Genomic DNA, 16,822 nt, shown 5'->3' on the forward strand with positions numbered 1-16,822 from the left:
GAACAGCCATCCTGCCTCGTAACGCTCCCCTGTTCAGGGCAGCCGACAGCATCCAAGGAGTAACCATGCGAATCCTGCTGGTAGAAGATGAAGCGCCGTTGCGCGAGACCTTGGCCGCGCGCCTCAAGCGCGAAGGCTATGCGGTGGATGCCGCGCAGGACGGAGAGGAGGGCCTGTACATGGGCCGTGAGGTGCCGTTCGACCTGGGCATCATCGACCTTGGCCTGCCCAGGATGTCGGGCATGGAGCTGATCAAGGCGCTGCGCGATGAGGGCAAGAAGTTCCCGGTATTGATCCTCACCGCTCGATCGAGCTGGCAGGACAAGGTCGAGGGGCTGAAGCAGGGCGCTGACGATTACCTGGTCAAGCCGTTCCATGTGGAAGAGTTGCTGGCGCGCATCAACGCGCTGGTGCGTCGTGCCGCGGGCTGGAGCAAGCCGACCCTTGAGTGTGGACCGGTAAGCCTGGACCTTGCCGCGCAGACGGTGAGCGTGGATGAGGTCAATGTCGACCTCACCAGCTATGAGTACAAAGTGCTGGAATACCTGATGATGCATGCCGGCGAGCTGGTCTCCAAGGCTGACCTGACCGAGCACATCTACCAGCAGGACTTCGACCGCGACTCCAATGTGCTGGAAGTCTTCATCGGGCGGCTGCGCAAGAAGCTTGATCCCGAAGGCAGCCTGAAACCGATCGAGACCGTGCGCGGTCGCGGCTACCGCTTCGCCATCCCGCGCAGCGGCGAATAACCCGCGCACCGGCGGTCGCCCGCGCAAGATGAGCCGGACCCAGCCGCGTTCGCTGCAGGCACGCCAATTGTTGGCCGCCAGCCTGGGCCTGGTGGCATTCCTTGCCCTGGCCGGTGTCGCGCTTGATCGCGCGTTCCTGGAGACAGCGGAAAGCAACCTGTATCAGCGCATGCGCAGTTATGCGCTGGCTTATGCCGACAGCGACTTTGCCCGCGATGGCACCTTCATCCCGCCTTACATGCCACCGGACCCGCGTTTCGAGCGTCCGGGCAGTGGCCTGTACGCGGAAGTGGTATTGCCCAATGGGCGATGGGACTCTTCATCCTCGGTCGGTCCGATACTGCCCGACGGGGAACTGCTGGATGCGCGCCGGGAAACCTTCGAAGGGCCGCTGCAGATCACCGAGATCAATGGACAACCGGGACAGGCGTATCGCTATGGTCGTGGCCTGATCTACGCCGGTGGCGACGATCCTCGCGCCGAGTTCCCGTACACGATCTATATCCTGGAAGACACCACCGCGTTGAGCCGCCAGGTGGAGGTGTTCCGCGAAGCCTTGTGGCGGTATCTCGGTGGGGCCGGCCTGGTCTTGCTATTGCTGCAAGGGCTGGTCCTGCGTTGGAGCCTGCATCCGCTGCGACGGGTGATCGAGGAACTCAAGCGGGTCCAGCGCGGCGCCATGTCGCGCATGAGTGAGCGCCACCCGCGCGAGCTGGAGCCGCTGGCCGAGAGCATCAACGCCTTTATCGAAAGTGAGCGCGAGAACCTCGATCAGCAGCGAAATACCCTGGCCGATCTCGCCCACAGCCTCAAGACACCGCTGGCGGTGCTGCGTGCGCGGCTGGAAGACGACGCGCCGGAGACCGAGTTGCGCGAGGACGTACTCACTCAACTGCAACGGATGAACGACCTGGTCTCCTATCAGCTTGCTCGCGCCGCCTCCGGTGGCCATGCGCTGTTCTCGGCGCCGTTGGACATCGAGCCGCACGCCGAGCAACTGGTGCGCAGCCTGGAAAAGGTCTACGCGCACAAAAACGTGTTGTGCGAGTTCGACATCGCCGAGGGAGTCCAGTTCAACGGCGAGCCCGGCGACCTGATGGAGTTGCTGGGCAATCTGTTGGAGAACGCATTCAAATGGGCCGATTCACGTGTGTTGCTGACCGTCAAGGCCGGTGGGGATGCGCCCAATCGCCGCCCCGGGTTGGTGATTGCGGTGGAAGACGACGGGCCGGGGATTGCGCCGGAGCAGGTTGCGCTGGTTTTGCAGCGCGGCGTGCGCGGCGACGAGCGGGTGCAAGGCCACGGCATTGGCCTGGCCATCGTGCAGGACATCGTGCGTGCCTATCGCGGGACCCTGGACGTGGCGGAATCCGCAGAGCTCGGCGGCGCCTGTTTCGAGATCCAGCTGCCTCCCCGCTTGTAGGCAAGCATGCGGTAAGCAGGCATGCGCTAAGCCGACATGCCGTGAACGGGTGCGTCGTGCCCCGGCGCTATCGCGCAAACGGCGACGGGCCATAGAACCGCACCAGGTGTGCGGCCACCGCCGGCATCGCACGCGCCAGGCTGGCCGGATCACTGAAGTGGTACTCGGTGGCCACCGCGAAGAATTCTTCCGGAGCCTGCGCCGCATAGGCATCGATCGCGGTCTCCCGGCCAGCGTCGACCTGGGCGACCAATGCGTCGAAAGCGGCCTGGAAATCGCGCGCCCACTCGCGTTGCCAGCGACGCGGCAGCGGCGGGGTGCCATCAAGCACGCCGTCGAGGACATCGATCTTGTGGGCGATCTCATGCGCCGCCACGCAGTAGCCGGCGCGCGGATCGGCGCAGTCAGCCATCACGTCCGCCCACGAGAGAATTACCGGACCGGCATCCCAGGCTTCGCCGATCAACTCGTCCTGCCATTGGTGCAAAACCCCGGCCGCGTCGATGTGGCTGCGCTCGACCCGGAACGCGTCCGGATACATGATCAGTTGCGACCAACCCTGCAGGCCTTGTTCGCCGAACTCGATCAATGGCAGGCAGCACAGTGTCGCCAGCAGGCAGCGATCCGCCGGGCCCAGTTGCAGCGTGTCAATGGGGGTGATGGTCTTGGTGCGCAGGAAGCGCGACGCCAGCTGCCGCAACCGTGCCTCGCGTGGGGCATCCAGCCCGGCCAGCCATGGCAATGCGGCGCGGGTTTCGCGCCACAAGACGGGGTCAATCGGGTCGGCAGGGCGCCATAAGCGACGCAGCAAATTGCTCAAGGATCAACGAAACATGCCCGGCACGAAGCTGTGCAGCCGGATCGACGGCGACCGGTTGGAGGGGGTCTCGGTCTGGATGCCGGGCTTGATCTTGATGGTCTCGCTGCGGGCTGGAGTGCTGCGATGCATGGCCGGGGCGAGCTCATCGGAATGCCGGCTGATGCCGTCATCCGGGCAGCCACCACCGTCGGGCGAGCTCATCTTGACCTCGCGCGCAGCCACGGTCGAACTAATCAGAAGCAACAGTAAGCACAGGGCGATCCGCAACATCTTGGAAACCTCGGCGCAGCGGGATTTTGATCCCGTCGATCTCCGACTATAACGCGAAAACCAGCGGGGCGTAGCGCGGCTCATGCTGCGTTGCAGCACGGTGGCGGTGGGGTGCCGGCGCGGCGACAGTGGTGCGCGTTCGCGCATAATCGGGCCATGTGTCCTTCCCTCCGTTCCTGTCGCCGGTCATTCGCTCTGCGGCCAAATCGCCCGGCAGCGATGGCGCGCTGATGGACGAGCGGGCGTTGTTGAACCGTTTGATCCAGGGGCCGGTATCGGGCGATGCGCTGGCACGCGACGGTGGCCAGACCCGCGCTGCAGTCTGGAAGCGCATTGAGGCTTTGCGCCGGGCCGGGGTGGCGATCGATGCCAAGCCGGGCCGTGGTTACCAGTTGGCCGGGCCGCTGGACCTGCTCGATAACGACGCCATCATCGCGGAGCTGTCGGCGCCGGTGCGCGCGCGAATGGCGTCGTTGGAGCTGGCCTGGACGCTGGATTCGACCAACAGCGAATTGCTGCGCCGACCGTGCGCGGAAGAGGGCAGCGCCACCGTGTTGCTGGCCGAGCGCCAGACCGGGGGCCGAGGCCGCCGCGGGCGGGAATGGCATTCGCCGCTTGCCGCCCACCTGTATCTGTCGTTGTCGCGCAGCTTTACCGGTGGCCTGGCACGGCTTGGCGGCCTCAGCCTGGCGGCAGGGATTGCCAGTGTCGAGGCGCTGCATGGACTGGGCTTCCATCAGGTTCGCGTGAAATGGCCCAATGACCTGGTCGTGGCGGGACCCGACGGAAGCCTGCGCAAATTGGGGGGCCTGCTGGTCGAGGGCAGCGGTGAACATGCCGGGCCGGTGCGGGCGGTGATCGGGCTGGGGCTGAACGTGCGCATGCCCGATGGCTACGCAAGCCGGATCGAACAGCCCTGGTGCGATCTGTCCCGGTTGCTGTTGCCAACGCCCTCGCGAAACGCCGTGGCTTCCGCGCTGCTGGCGGAACTGGTGGCAACGATGGACGCCTTCGACCGTAGTGGACTGGGGCCGTTGTTGCCGCGCTACGCCGCGATGGATGCACTGGCAGGCGAGGCCATTATCTTGCGCGGCGAAGGCTGCGAGCAGGCCGGCACGGCGATCGGTTTGGCGGTGGACGGTGCGTTGCGCGTACGGCTGGATGATGGCAGCGAGAAGTCGTTCCATTCCGGTGACGTCAGCGTGCGCCGGATCGGCGCCGACTGATGGTGTTAACCCCTCACTCGCCGCGACGTTGGCTGTTCGACCTGGGCAACAGCCGGCTCAAGTGCGCGCCGATCGAAGACGACGGCAGTGCCGGCGAGGTCGTCGCGATCGATCATCGCAACGACAACCTGGTTGCCGAGCTGGAGCGGCGCCTGCCCTCGCACATATCGATCGCCTACCTGGCCAGCGTCGCCTCCGACGAATTGCGGGTGACCCTGTTGCAGGCGCTGTCGTCGCGGTGTGGACGGATATCGATCGCCCGCACCTCGCGCGGTCGGCATGGGCTTCGAGTGGCCTACGCGGATCCCTCGCGGTTGGGCGTGGACCGGTTCCTGGCCATGCTCGCCACGCATGCACGCGGCGATGGTGCGGCGTTGGTGTGCGCGGTTGGTACCGCCTTGACCATCGACCTGATGGATGCCGAGGGGCTGCATCGCGGGGGCCGCATTGCCGCCTCGCCGAGCTTGATGCGCGAGGCCCTGCACGGGCGGGCGCGGCAGTTGCCGGAGACGGGCGGGAATTATCTCGAGTTCGCCGACGACACCCTCGACGCCCTGGTTTCCGGTTGCGAGGGCGCGGCGTTGGGGCTGATCGAGCGCAGCCTCGCCATGGCCCGTGAGCAACTGGACGTCGCTCCCACTTTGTACCTGCACGGCGGCGGTGCACCGGCATTGTTGCCGCGACTGCCGCAGGCGCGTTGGGTGCCACGGCTGGTACTGGACGGGCTTGCCCACTGGGCGCGGGTCGAGGATCCCGCCTGACCTCGCGCTGCGGCAAGGGATCGATACAATCGGCGGATGCTGATTCGCGCCCTTGTCGTCCTTCTGGTGGTCCTCAACCTCGGCGTCGCCCTGTGGTGGGCGCTGCGTGTGCCCGCGCCCGCCGACGCGCCTGCGATTGCGGCCGGTGTCGCCCGTTTGCAACTGGTGACGGAGACACGGGCCGATCCAGCGATTGTCCCGGCGCCCTCGTCCACGCCAGCGGAGCACGTCCAGGCCGATCCCAGCCAATGCTTTCGCTTTGGCCCGTTCGCCGATGCCGCGGCGGCCAGGCAGGCGCAGCTTCGCCTGCAACCGCAGCTGTTGCGTGCCAGGACCCGCAGCTTGTCCGCGGGCACTCCACGCAGCTGGCAGGTGCTGCTGCCACCATTGCCGAGCCGGGATGAAGCGCAGGACACCGCCACGCGCGTGCTGGCCGCCGGATTCAAGGACTACTACGTGATCGGTGACGGTGGCCAGGCCAATGCCATCTCGCTGGGATTGTTCGGCGGCGAGTCTTCGGCGCGCCAGCACGCCGCCAGCTTGGTCGCCGCCGGGTTTCCCGCGCGTGTCATCCCCATCGGCGCGGGACCGGCTGAGTACTGGCTGGACGCAGGCGCCGGAGAAGGGTTTGATCCCGCCGACGCACAGGCATCGATCAACGGATCCCGCGCCAAGCCGATCGACTGCGAGGTGTTTGATGCCGACCTGCCGGCCGTATCGTCGGCCACGGATCAACCGACCCCGCCGCCGCGTTAGAATGACCGATTCGCCGGCTTAGCTCAGTTGGTAGAGCAACCGCCTTGTAAGCGGTAGGTCGTCAGTTCGACTCTGACAGCCGGCACCAAGCTCTGGAGGCACCATGAACCGTACCTATCGACCCGTCTCGATCATCGGCGCGCCCACGGATGTCGGCGCCGGGGACCGGGGGGCCCGGTTGGGGCCGGAGGCGCTGAGGATTGCCGGGATCGGCGAGGCGCTGACGGCACGCGGAATCGACGTGCTCGACCGCGGCAACCTGGAAGGCCCGCGCAACCCGTGGCAGGGGCCGGTCAATGGTTATCGCCACCTGCCCGAAGTCACCGAATGGAACCGGCTGGTAATGGATGCGGTGCATGCGGAGTTGGCCGCGGGCCGGATGCCGATCATGCTCGGCGGCGATCACGTCCTGGGCCTGGGTTCGGTAACGGCGGTCGCCCGTCATTGTCGCGAGACCGGCAAGACCTTGCGCCTGCTCTGGCTGGACGCCCATGCCGACTTCAATACCAGTGATGTCACTCCCACCGGCAACACCCATGGCATGCCGGTGTCCTGCCTGTGTGGGTTGGGCCCGCGCGAGTTGACCCACCTGGGGGGCGATGCGCCGGCGATCCAGCCGTCGATGGTTCGCCAGATTGGCATCCGCTCCGTTGACGAAGGCGAGAAGCAACTGGTCAAGAAGCATGGCCTGGACGTCTACGACATGCGTTACATCGATGAGGTCGGGATGAAGCAGGTCATGGAGGAGGCGCTGGACGGGATGGACGACAACACCCACCTGCACGTCAGCTTCGATGTCGACTTCCTCGACCCCAGCGTCGCGCCTGGCGTGGGCACCACCGTGCCGGGTGGCCCGACCTACCGCGAGGCGCAACTGGTGATGGAGATGATTGCCGACAGTGGACGCATGGCATCGCTGGACATCGTGGAACTCAACCCGATCCTGGACCGCAACAACATGACCGCGCTGGTCGCCGTCGATCTGGTGGAAAGCCTGTTTGGCAAGTCCACCCTGATGCGCGGCTGAGCGAGCGCGGCCGGGTTTTCTGAACGGTTACCGCAGCGGCCGCTGTTGGATTGGTCGCCGACCCCTTGCGGTGCACGCAGGCTTCACATGCCTTCGCGATGATGGTTTCACGGCTGCAAACAACGAGCGCGGCCAAATGTGTAACTGGATCACTGTCCCGAGGAGAAACCCATGAAGCGATTGATTGCATTGATGTTGCTGTCCCTGTTTTCGATGGGCACCCTGACCGCCTGCCACACGATGGCCGGTGTGGGTGAAGACGTGCAGAAGGCCGGTGATGCGATTGAAGATGAGGCGGAAGGCCACATCGATTGCGATACCTCGACAGAGTGCTGATCGGTCGATTCGATTAACAGGTTCGCTGCAAAAAGCCGGAGCAATCCGGCTTTTTGCATTTGAAGGCTCAGGGGACTTTTCACCGATGCGGGCGCTCGTCATCAGCAGCTAACGCAACCGTGACGCGACTTGAACAGGCCGATGACGATACTGGCGTCGCAGTGCTACGGCACTGTCAGCTCTTCCCTTCCCCCAAAAAGCGAGGACAACATTCATGAACAAGGATATCATCTCCGGCAAGTGGACCCAGCTCAAAGGCAAGGCGCAAGCCAAATGGGGCGACCTGACCGACGACGTTTTCGATGTCGCCGAAGGTAACGCCGAATACCTGTCGGGCAAGTTGCAGGAGAAGTACGGTTACGACCGCGAACGTGCGGACCAGGAAGTGAAGGACTTCAGCCAGACCTTGGGCTGATCAGACGAGGGCCACGGATCGACGAGGGCCGTGGTAGCTACAAACGGGCCGGGAAACCGGCCCGTTTTCGTTGCGTCGCTCTACGTGGGCGCGAGTGGCCGCCGGTAAAAACCCGCTGCGGGTAAACTGATCGGCCGTACTCCCAGTCGACTCACCATGCAGCACTCCCGCGTCCTCACCGGCATCACCACTTCTGGCACGCCGCACCTGGGCAACTACGTTGGCGCGATCCGCCCCGCTGTTGCTGCCAGCCGTATCGCCGGGGTGGAAAGCTTCTACTTCCTTGCCGACTACCACGCCCTGATCAAGGTGCAGGATCCGGCGCGGGTGCAGCGCTCGACCCTGGAGATCGCCGCGACCTGGCTGGCGTGTGGCTTGGAGCCGGACAAGGTCTGGTTTTACCGCCAATCCGACGTGCCCGAAACCACCGAGTTGACCTGGCTGCTGACCTGCGTTGCCGGCAAGGGGCTGCTCAACCGTGCCCACGCTTACAAGGCCTCGGTCGACAAGAACCGGGAGACCGGTGAGGACGACGATGCCGGGATCACCGCCGGCTTGTTCATGTACCCGGTGCTGATGGCGGCCGATATCCTGCTGTTCAACGCGCACAAGGTGCCGGTCGGCCGCGACCAGATCCAGCACATCGAGATGGCGCGCGACATCGGCCAGCGATTCAACCATCTATATGGCGCGCCGGTGGGTCGCGAGTATTTTACCCTGCCCGAGGCGCAGATCGAGGAGCAGGTAGCGACCCTGCCCGGCCTCGATGGCCGCAAGATGAGCAAGAGCTACGACAACACGATTCCGTTGTTCACCCCGCGCGCGCAATTGAAGAAACTGATCTATTCGATCGTCACCGATTCGCGCGCACCCGGTGAGCCCAAGAATGCCGACGATTCCAATGTGTTCCAGCTGTACCAGGCGTTCGGTTCCCCGGCGGAGACCGCGGCGATGCGCCAGGCGTTCGTCGATGGCATTGGCTGGGGCGATGCGAAGCAGGCGTTGTTCGAACGCATCGATGCCGAGGTCGCGCCACTGCGTGAGAAGTACGAAACGCTGATGGCGAAGCCGGCCGAGATCGAGGCGATCCTGCGCGACGGTGCCGCGCGCCTGCGCATCCGGCATGCGACGCCACTGATGGCGACATTGCGCGAAGCGGTCGGGCTGCGGGACCTGTCGCAGGCCGGCAGCAACGAAACGTGCGCGCCCGCCGCGAAGGCCAGCATGCCGCTGTTCAAGCAGTACCGGGAGGGTGACGGCCTGTACTATTTCAAGCTGGTCGACGGCGACCGCGTGCTGCTGCAAAGCGCGGGCTTCGATTCGCCGAGGGACGCCGGACAACGCATCGGCATGCTCAAGCGGGAAGGCTTCGACGTGGCAGACCCGGTGATGACGCTGGGCGATGACGCGACCGCCGACGACATCCGCGCCGCGCTCGAGGCGCTCGCCGCGGCCGATGCCGCGAAGGCCGCTGTCAAGGGCGTTTGAACGAACGCGCGCCGGAAGCGGCACCGAGCGGATATTGCGCGGCGGATATTGTGCGCAGGCCGCTTACTCCCAGCTGTTGGGCGCGGCGCGGGTGTTGTCCTCGCGCATGCGCACCACGCAGAAACGCTGGCCGTCGGGCGCCTGCATCACCCACCAGCGCTTCACGAACGCGACCCGGGTCGCGCCAAGCACTTCCAGCCGCGCGACCTCGGCGTCGATGTCGTCGGTTTCGATGTCCAGATGCACGCGCGAGGGATGTTCGACTTTCTGCACTTCGACATGCAGGTCGCCCGGCGCGCCGCCGAATTCGGCGTATTGGCCGGTGCCGCCGGAGTCGGGATCGACGATCGCCATGCCGAGTGCGGCGCTCCAGAAACCCGCGGTTGCGCCGAGGTCATCGCCGCGGCTGTCGATGATGAATCCGGCGAGGCGGCTGCGGTGTGCCATGGCTCATCTCCGTGGCCTGCGGGACCCGGCGTGGCCGGGTTCCGCGGTGGGCGTGCCTCAGTTCGGCGCCGACAGGTCGTCCAGCAGTGCCTTCAGGAACCGCGCCGCTTCGCCGCCGGTGGCCGCGCGGTGATCGAAGGTCAGCGAGATCGGCATCCGGCGATGAACCTCGATGCCACCCATCACCGCGACCACGTCATGGGAGAGCTTGCCGGCGCCAACGATGGCGACGGTCGGCGGCACCACCACTGGCGTCGCGTAACGGCCGGCGAACATGCCGAAGTTGGACAGCGAGATGGTGTAGCCGGACAGTTCGCTGGCCGGGATCGAGCGATCCTCGACCTGCGCGCGCAGGCGCTTGATGGCGCCACGTACGCCGGTCGCATCGAGCATGTCGGCATTGCGCAACGCCGGCACGAACAAGCCGTCGTCGGTGTCCACGGCGATGCCGATATCGACATGCGGGTGCATCGTGCGCACCAGCTTGTCGCCGTCGAACCAGGCATTGAGCGCCGGCACCGCCTTGCACGCGGCCACGATCGAGCGGATCAGCCGGGCGGTGATGTCCTGTTTGCCGATCCAGGCGTGCAGGTCGGCGTCGTCGACCAGCGTGGTTGGCACCACCTTGGCGTGGGCGTCGGCCATGACCCGGGCCATGTTGCGGCGCACGCCTTTGAGCTGCTCGGGCTGGCCACTGGCGGGTACGCCCGGTGGCTGGGTACGCATCGGCTTGCCGGCCTGCGACAAGGTGCTGCGTTGGGCCGGCGCAGCGGACGGCGCCGGCGCGCGATCGGGGGCACGCGCCACCGGGGCGGCGCCGAGCTTGGCCGAGCCATCGGCGGCCGCCTGCTTGACGTCGCCCATGGTGATCACGTCATCGGCGCCGGTGGCGGTGACCCGTGACAGATCGACCTTGAGCTTGCGTGCCAGCGCGCGAACCGCGGGCACTGCCTTGACCCCGCCGGCGTTGCTGGCCTGCTCGCTACGGACCGTGTCGGAGGATTGCATCGCGCCGACCACGGTACCGCTGTCCTTGCGCGGCTCGCCCTTAGGGGCCTCGCCGTTTTCCTCGATCGCGCCGCCTTCGTCTGAGGCCACGACCTTGTTGTCCGGCGCCGGGTCCGGGCTGCCGACACTGGTGTCGGGTTGCGCGCCACCGTGGCCATGGCCGGTGTCCTGGCCCGCCGCGCGCTGTGGCATCGAGGGGTCGACTTCGAACTGCGCCAGCATCGCGCCGGTGATGATCACGTCGCCCGCCGCGCCGGCAAGCTTCAGTACCTTGCCGGAGACCGGCGAGGGCACCTCGACGATCGCCTTGGCGGTCTCCATCGACACCAGGGCGTCATCCAGGCGGATCGTGTCGCCGACCTTGACCGACCACTCCACGATGGTGGCGTCAGGTAGGCCTTCACCGAGGTCTGGCAGGTAGAACGTGTTCTGTGCGGTCATGAGCATTGTCTTCGTCAAGAATGATCGTCTATTCCCGCGGACGCGGGAATCCAGTGTCTCGTTTGCCTCAGCTGGCGGCCATTGCGCGCTTCGCCGCCTCGACCACGCGAGCAACGCTGGGCAGGTACTTCATTTCCAGCCGGAACAGCGGGATATGGGTGTCATAGCCGGTAACGCGCTCGACCGGCGCGACAAGGTCGTACATCGACTCCTCGGCCAGGCGGGCGGCGATCTCGGCGCCAAATCCGGCGGTCTTCGGGGCCTCGTGCACGATCACGCAACGGCCGGTCTTGCTGACCGACTCGGCAATCGTGGCGAAGTCCAGCGGACGCAGCGTCGCCACATCGATGACCTCGGCGCTGATGCCTTCTTCGGCCAGCTTGTCGGCGGCCTCCAGTGCCTCCTTCACCTGCGCGCCCCAGGTCACCAGGGTCACGTCGGTGCCGTCGCGCAGCACGTAGCACACGTCCAGCGGCAGCGCCTCGCCGTCGTCGGGCACCAGCTCCTTGTATTGCCGGTAGATGCGCTTGGGTTCGAAGAAGATCACCGGATCGGGTTCGCGGATCGCCGCCAGCAACATGCCGTAGGCGCGCTGCGGCGAGGACGGCATGACCACGCGCAGGCCGGGCACGTTGGTGAAGATCGACTCGTTGGCCTCGCTGTGGTGCTCCGGCGCGCGGATGCCACCGCCCCACGGCACCCGCAGCACCATCGGGCAGGTCAGCCGGCCGCGGGTGCGGTAACGCATGCGCGCGGCGTGGCAGACGATGAAGTCGACCATCGGGTACATGAAGCCGTCGAACTGGGCCTCGGCCACCGGCTTCATGCCCTGGCTGGCCATGCCGACGGTGAGGCCGGCAATGGTGGTCTCGTCCAGCGGGGTGTCGATGATCCGCTCGGAGCCGAATTGCGCGTGCAGGCCGGCAGTGGCGCGGAACACGCCGCCGTTGACACCGACGTCCTCGCCCAGCACCACGACGGCGTCGTCGGCACGGATCTCGTAGGCCAGCGCCTGGGTGATCGCCTCGATCAGGGTGATGGCGGCAGCGGTCTTGGGCGCTTGGGCGGCGTTGGCGGCCGGTTTGGTGGTGGTGCTCATGCGCGGCCCTCCCGGTCGATGGCTTGTTGGCGTTGTTCCAGCAGGTCGGCCGGTGGATCGGCGTAGAGATAGTCGAACATGGCTTCCACCGGCTGCACCGGTGTCTCCAGATAGGCGTTGATCTCGATGTCGACCAACCGTCCGCACTCCTCGATCCAGGCGGTTTCCTCGGCCTCCGACCACAGGCCCTGGTCGGTGAGGTAGGTCCGCAGGCGCAGCATCGGCTCACGGGTCCAACCGGCCTTGACCTCGGCGTCGTCGCGGTAGCGGGTCGCATCGTCGGCGGTGGTGTGGTCGTGCAGGCGGTAGGTCATGAACTCGATCACGCTGCCGCCGCCACCGCTGCGGGCGCGCTCGGTGGCCCGGCGCATGGCTTCCAGCACCGCGATCAGGTCGTTGCCGTCCACCTGCAGGCAATGCAGGCCGCCGGCAATGCCCTTCTGGGCCAGCGTTTCCGCGCCGGTCTGGGAGCTGCGAGGCACCGAGATCGCCCAGCCGTTGTTGATCACGCACAACACCAGCGGCGACTTGAATGCGCCGGCCGAGTTCAACGCGGCGTAGAAATCGGTCTTCGACGAGCCGCCATCGCCGCAGCAGGCCACCGCGACGCGGTCGAGCTTGCGCAGCTTGAACGACAGCGCCGCCCCGGCCGCCATCAGGCACTGGGTCGAGATCGGTACGCACCACGGATAGTCGTGCGGGGCGTGGGCAAAATCATTGCCGCGCTCATCGCCACCCCAGTACAGCAACACTTCGCGCGGCTGTACGCCGCGCATGAACTGCGCGCCGTACTCGCGGTAGCTGGGAGCGAACACGTCTTCGGGGCGCATCGAAGCGCCGATGCCGACATGGGTCGCTTCATGCCCAAGGCTGGCGGCATAGGTGCCCAGCTTGCCGGTGCGCTGCAGCTTGATCGACTTGCTGTCGAAGGTGCGCACGAACAGCATCTGCTTGAACAATGGCAGCAGCTCCTTGGGATCGCGAAACGCCTCGGGCAGCTCGCCGACGAGCTTGCCGTCCTCGCCAAGGTATTGCAGGTACTCGATTTCAAATGTCGCAGCGACCGTCATTACATGCTTCCCGGGACCATACGAAGGGCGCCAATCATACCCGGCCCGGTGAAAAAAGCCGTTGTGTGGTGCGGCAAGCGGGGTCAGGGCGTGGCGGTTGGGGCAGGCCCATGCGCTACCCTTGCCGTCCACCTCAGGAGCATGCGATGAGCGCGGACAAGAACGAGCGCCAGCTGGAAACCGGCATCCACACCGATTTGTCGGGACGGATGAGTTATGCGGGGTACCTGCACCTGGATCGGCTGCTGGATGCGCAGCATCCGTTGTCCAGTCCGGCCGAGCACGACGAGCTGTTGTTCATCGTCCAGCACCAGGTCTCCGAGTTGTGGATGAAGCTGATGATCCACGAGCTCAAGGCCGCCGCCGCGCACCTGCGCGACGATAACGTGGGCGCTTGCCAGAAGGCGTTGGCGCGGTGCAAGAAGGTGCTCCATCAGTTGACCGAGATGTGGTCGGTACTGGAAACGCTGACGCCATCGGATTACATGCGGTTCCGCGACATCCTGGGACCGTCGTCGGGCTTCCAGTCGCTGCAGTACCGCCAGATCGAGTTCCTGCTGGGCAACAAGAATGCCGCGATGCTGAAGGTGTTCGCGCACGATCCGGTGGCGGAGGCAAGTTTGCGTGGGGTGCTGGAAAGCCCCGGGCTGTATGACGAAGCGCTGAGCTATCTGAGCCGCCATGGCCATGCCGTGCCGGCGCATTTGTTGCAACGTGACTGGTCGCTGGCGCATGTCTCCGACCCCGGGCTGATCCCGGTGTTCGCGCGCATCTACGAGGATTCGGCGACCCATTGGCAGGCTTACCACCTGTGTGAGGACCTGGTGGACCTGGAAAGCCAGTTCCAGCTGTGGCGGTTCCGGCACATGAGCACGGTGTTGCGGATCATCGGCTTCAAGCGCGGTACCGGAGGGTCGTCGGGCGTGGGCTTCCTCAAGCAGGCGCTGGAGTTGACGTTTTTCCCCGAGCTGTTCGAGGTTCGCACCACCATTGGCACCAAACCGGGAAACGCGCCCATCGCGGCCGGCCCTTAACCGGTTTACATCGCACATGTCCCTGACGGATTGTTGCATTGCGTCATAGCCCCGTTCATTTGACGGACACGCAGGGAACCGGTTACACCTACGCGCTTCCGCCCGGTGCGAGTGCCGGGTGGTCCGCTCCGTACTGCGTGCCGTGAAGCGGCCAGTGCAAGTCCAGACAGACGGCCCGCAAGGCAGTCGACCACCGTTTCAGGAGTAGCAAAACCAGTGGCCAGCAATCCAGCACCGTTCGCGGAAGGCAAGACCTTCCTGGGCCATCCACGCGGTCTTTTCGTACTGTTCTTCGCCGAGATGTGGGAGCGCTTCTCCTATTACGGCATGCGCGCGATCCTGATCTTCTATTTGCTGCAGCACTGGCTGTTCGCGGAAGAAAAGGCCTACATCATCTACGGCGCGTACACCGCGCTGGTCTACATCACTCCGGTGGTGGGCGGTTACATCGCCGATCGCTGGCTCGGGCAGCGCAAGGCGGTACAGTTCGGCGCCATCCTGCTGGTGATCGGCCACGGACTGATGGCGTTCGAAGGGCCCGGACCGGCAAGCGGCCTGGGTGCGGCGGAGATGCAGGGCTCGACCTACATCGAAGTGTTCTGGCTGGCACTGGCCTTCATCATCATGGGCGTCGGCTTCCTGAAGGCGAATATTTCGGTGATCGTGGGTCAGTTGTACGGCCAGGGCGATCCGCGTCGCGACCCGGCGTTCACGATCTTCTACATGGGCATCAACCTCGGCGCGGCCCTGGGCTCGTTGCTGGTGGCCTACCTCGGACAGACCTACGGCTGGGGTTGGGGCTTCGGCGCCGCTGGTGTCGGCATGCTCCTCGGCTTGATCGTGTTCGTCTGGGGGCGGCCGCACTTGCTCGGTCACGGTGAAGCGCCCGACGTCGACGCGCTCAAGCGCCCGGTGCTGGGTGTTCCCCTGGAGTGGATGGTGTACGTGTCTGGCCTGGTCGGAGTGGTGATCGTCTGGGCGCTGGTCCAGTACCAGTCCGTCGTCGGTGGGCTGTTGGGCCTTACGGGCGCGGCCGTGGTGGCCTGGTTTCTGTACAACGCGGTGTTCAAGCTGGACAAGATCGATCGCGACCGGATTCTCGCGGCGCTGTTCCTGATCGCGCTGCAACCGCTGTTCTGGGCGCTGTTCGAGCAGGCCGGTTCCTCGCTGAACGTCTATACCGATGAAAACGTCAACCGGGAGCTGTTCGGGTGGACCGTGCCGTCGGGCATGTTCCAGTCGCTCAACTCGATGTACATCATCCTGTTGGCGCCGGTGTTCGCCTGGCTGTGGCTATGGCTGGCAAAGCGGGGGCTGGAGCCATCGACGCCGGCCAAGTTCGGTCTTGGCCTGATTCAGCTCGGTGCCGGGTTCCTGGTGCTGGTGGCCGGCGTGGTGGCGACCGGGACCGGCAATCCGACCCCGGTGATCTTCATCTTCCTGATCTACCTGCTGCACACGATGGGTGAGTTGTGCCTGTCGCCGGTGGGTTTGTCGGCCATGACCAAGCTGGCACCGGCCAGCATGGTGAGCCTGATGATGGGTACGTGGTTCCTGGCCAGCGCGGCCGGCAACTTCATCGCCGGGTTGATTGCCCAGGCGACCAGTGGCAGTGCGGCCGGAGCCATCGAGGGAGCGACGCCGGTGATGGACGTGTATGGCCGGATTGGCTGGATCGCGATCGGTGTCGGTGTCGTGGTGATCCTGATCTCGCCATTCATCAAACGCCTGATGCATGAAGATGTCGGCGACGACCACAATCAGGGGTTGGCCGGTCAGAGCGAAATCGGCGAGCCGGCCGCGGCCGGTACCCGCCCGGACAAAGAACTCAGGTAGCACGAGTTTGGTCTAAGCGCGGCCGGTGAATCGGCCGCGCAATCAAAAGAAAACGGCGACCGAGGTCGCCGTTTTTGTTGATTCTTCCTCATCATCCCGCTTTTGCTCGTCATCCCTTCGACTGCGCCGCGGCGATGTCGATTTCCATCTCGTCTAGGCGATCCAGCCACTGGAACAACTGCTTGCGTTGTGCCGGGTCCATGCCGCCGAACAAGCGCTGCTCGAACTCCAGTGCCATCGGTGCCACCTCGTCGTAAACGCGGTAGCCCGCCGCGCTCAGGCGCAGTATCGAGCGCCGACGGTCGTTCTCGTGCAGGGTCCGCTCCAGCCAGTCGGCCTCGATCAATCGCGCTACCGCCCGGCTGACGGCGACCTTGTCCATCGCGGTGCGCTGGGTGACCTGGTTGGCCGACAGGTCCGGGTACCGCCCCAGCACCGCCATGACCCGCCATTCGGTCATCGCCAGCGAAAACCGGTCTGCATACAGTTGCGCAATTGCGGTGCTGAGCCGGTTGGACAACACCGACAGCCGGTAGGGGAGGAAATGCTCCAGATCCAGTTGTGCATGATCGAGTTGTGCGTGGCCCGGCTGGTCGCTGTTCATGTTGCACTGCGC

Annotated in this window: 18 protein-coding genes and 1 tRNA gene; 12 read left to right on the forward strand and 7 right to left on the reverse strand. The window is 65.5% G+C overall.

The features are described from left to right. Window positions 1–65 precede the first annotated feature (65 nt). Entirely contained in the window at window positions 66–749 is a 684-nt protein-coding gene (locus tag ACW7G0_RS00455; protein ID WP_456962492.1) for a response regulator transcription factor, read from the forward strand. A 28-nt stretch (window positions 750–777) separates the two neighbouring features. Continuing rightward, complete coding sequence (locus ACW7G0_RS00460) at window positions 778–2,172, forward strand: ATP-binding protein (protein ID WP_456986940.1); 1,395 nt, start codon at window positions 778–780, stop codon at window positions 2,170–2,172. A gap of 67 nt (window positions 2,173–2,239) precedes the next feature. On the opposite strand, the gene ACW7G0_RS00465 is transcribed toward ACW7G0_RS00460, so the two are convergent. Continuing rightward, entirely contained in the window at window positions 2,240–2,983 is a 744-nt protein-coding gene (locus tag ACW7G0_RS00465) for a M90 family metallopeptidase (protein WP_456989400.1), read from the reverse strand. Between the two features lie 12 nt (window positions 2,984–2,995). Then, window positions 2,996–3,235, reverse strand: a complete 240-nt coding sequence (locus ACW7G0_RS00470) for a hypothetical protein (protein ID WP_456986941.1) — start codon at window positions 3,233–3,235, stop codon at window positions 2,996–2,998. Window positions 3,236–3,492: 257 nt separating this feature from the next. Here ACW7G0_RS00470 and birA point away from each other — a divergent pair, with 257 nt between their 5' ends. The 8 genes from birA (at window position 3,493) to ACW7G0_RS00510 (ending at window position 9,271) form a co-directional block, all read left to right on the forward strand. Then, a complete protein-coding gene (birA, locus tag ACW7G0_RS00475; RefSeq protein ID WP_456989401.1) occupies window positions 3,493–4,488 on the forward strand; it encodes a bifunctional biotin--[acetyl-CoA-carboxylase] ligase/biotin operon repressor BirA in 996 nt (331 codons plus the stop codon). Beyond that, a complete protein-coding gene (locus ACW7G0_RS00480; protein WP_456986942.1) occupies window positions 4,488–5,249 on the forward strand; it encodes a type III pantothenate kinase in 762 nt (253 codons plus the stop codon). The genes birA and ACW7G0_RS00480 overlap by 1 nt, the downstream gene beginning before the upstream one ends. 36 nt (window positions 5,250–5,285) lie before the next feature. Continuing rightward, window positions 5,286–6,005: a hypothetical protein gene (locus tag ACW7G0_RS00485; protein WP_456986944.1), complete on the forward strand. Its 720-nt coding sequence runs from the start codon at window positions 5,286–5,288 to the stop codon at window positions 6,003–6,005. A gap of 12 nt (window positions 6,006–6,017) precedes the next feature. Next, window positions 6,018–6,093, forward strand: a tRNA-Thr gene (locus ACW7G0_RS00490). Window positions 6,094–6,108: 15 nt separating this feature from the next. Then, complete coding sequence (gene rocF / locus ACW7G0_RS00495; RefSeq protein WP_456962487.1) at window positions 6,109–7,032, forward strand: arginase; 924 nt, start codon at window positions 6,109–6,111, stop codon at window positions 7,030–7,032. 171 nt (window positions 7,033–7,203) lie between these two features. Beyond that, window positions 7,204–7,368, forward strand: coding sequence for an entericidin A/B family lipoprotein (locus tag ACW7G0_RS00500; RefSeq protein WP_456978217.1), 165 nt, complete (start codon window positions 7,204–7,206; stop codon window positions 7,366–7,368). A 214-nt stretch (window positions 7,369–7,582) separates the two neighbouring features. Further along, on the forward strand, window positions 7,583–7,783 hold the full coding sequence (locus tag ACW7G0_RS00505) for a CsbD family protein (RefSeq protein WP_456986946.1): 201 nt from the start codon (window positions 7,583–7,585) through the stop codon (window positions 7,781–7,783). Between the two features lie 156 nt (window positions 7,784–7,939). Next, window positions 7,940–9,271, forward strand: coding sequence for a tryptophan--tRNA ligase (locus tag ACW7G0_RS00510; protein ID WP_456986947.1), 1,332 nt, complete (start codon window positions 7,940–7,942; stop codon window positions 9,269–9,271). Window positions 9,272–9,334: 63 nt separating this feature from the next. On the opposite strand, the gene ACW7G0_RS00515 is transcribed toward ACW7G0_RS00510, so the two are convergent. The 4 genes from ACW7G0_RS00515 to pdhA all read right to left on the reverse strand — a co-directional run bounded on the left by ACW7G0_RS00515 (window position 9,335) and on the right by pdhA (window position 13,336). Next, window positions 9,335–9,718, reverse strand: a complete 384-nt coding sequence (locus ACW7G0_RS00515) for a VOC family protein (RefSeq protein WP_456986949.1) — start codon at window positions 9,716–9,718, stop codon at window positions 9,335–9,337. A 57-nt stretch (window positions 9,719–9,775) separates the two neighbouring features. Continuing rightward, window positions 9,776–11,167, reverse strand: coding sequence for a dihydrolipoamide acetyltransferase family protein (locus ACW7G0_RS00520; protein WP_456986951.1), 1,392 nt, complete (start codon window positions 11,165–11,167; stop codon window positions 9,776–9,778). 67 nt (window positions 11,168–11,234) lie between these two features. After that, the gene (locus tag ACW7G0_RS00525) at window positions 11,235–12,266 is read right to left on the reverse strand and encodes an alpha-ketoacid dehydrogenase subunit beta (RefSeq protein ID WP_456986953.1); all 1,032 of its coding nucleotides are present in this window, start codon (window positions 12,264–12,266) and stop codon (window positions 11,235–11,237) included. Then, on the reverse strand, window positions 12,263–13,336 hold the full coding sequence (pdhA, locus tag ACW7G0_RS00530; RefSeq protein WP_456986954.1) for a pyruvate dehydrogenase (acetyl-transferring) E1 component subunit alpha: 1,074 nt from the start codon (window positions 13,334–13,336) through the stop codon (window positions 12,263–12,265). Before pdhA ends, ACW7G0_RS00525 begins: the two co-directional genes overlap by 4 nt. 146 nt (window positions 13,337–13,482) lie before the next feature. On the opposite strand from pdhA, the gene ACW7G0_RS00535 reads away from it, so the two are divergent. Together ACW7G0_RS00535 and ACW7G0_RS00540 are read left to right on the forward strand one after the other, a co-directional pair. Then, window positions 13,483–14,370 (forward strand): tryptophan 2,3-dioxygenase, encoded by an 888-nt coding sequence (locus ACW7G0_RS00535; protein WP_456986956.1) that lies wholly within the window; start codon window positions 13,483–13,485, stop codon window positions 14,368–14,370. 216 nt (window positions 14,371–14,586) lie between these two features. Then, on the forward strand, window positions 14,587–16,206 hold the full coding sequence (locus ACW7G0_RS00540; protein ID WP_456986957.1) for a peptide MFS transporter: 1,620 nt from the start codon (window positions 14,587–14,589) through the stop codon (window positions 16,204–16,206). Window positions 16,207–16,315: 109 nt separating this feature from the next. Here ACW7G0_RS00540 and ACW7G0_RS00545 read toward each other — a convergent pair whose 3' ends face one another. Then, window positions 16,316–16,810 (reverse strand): MarR family winged helix-turn-helix transcriptional regulator, encoded by a 495-nt coding sequence (locus ACW7G0_RS00545; RefSeq protein ID WP_456986959.1) that lies wholly within the window; start codon window positions 16,808–16,810, stop codon window positions 16,316–16,318. Between the last annotated feature and the right edge of the window lie 12 nt (window positions 16,811–16,822).

This window comes from Lysobacter sp. A286 (assembly GCF_054052105.1).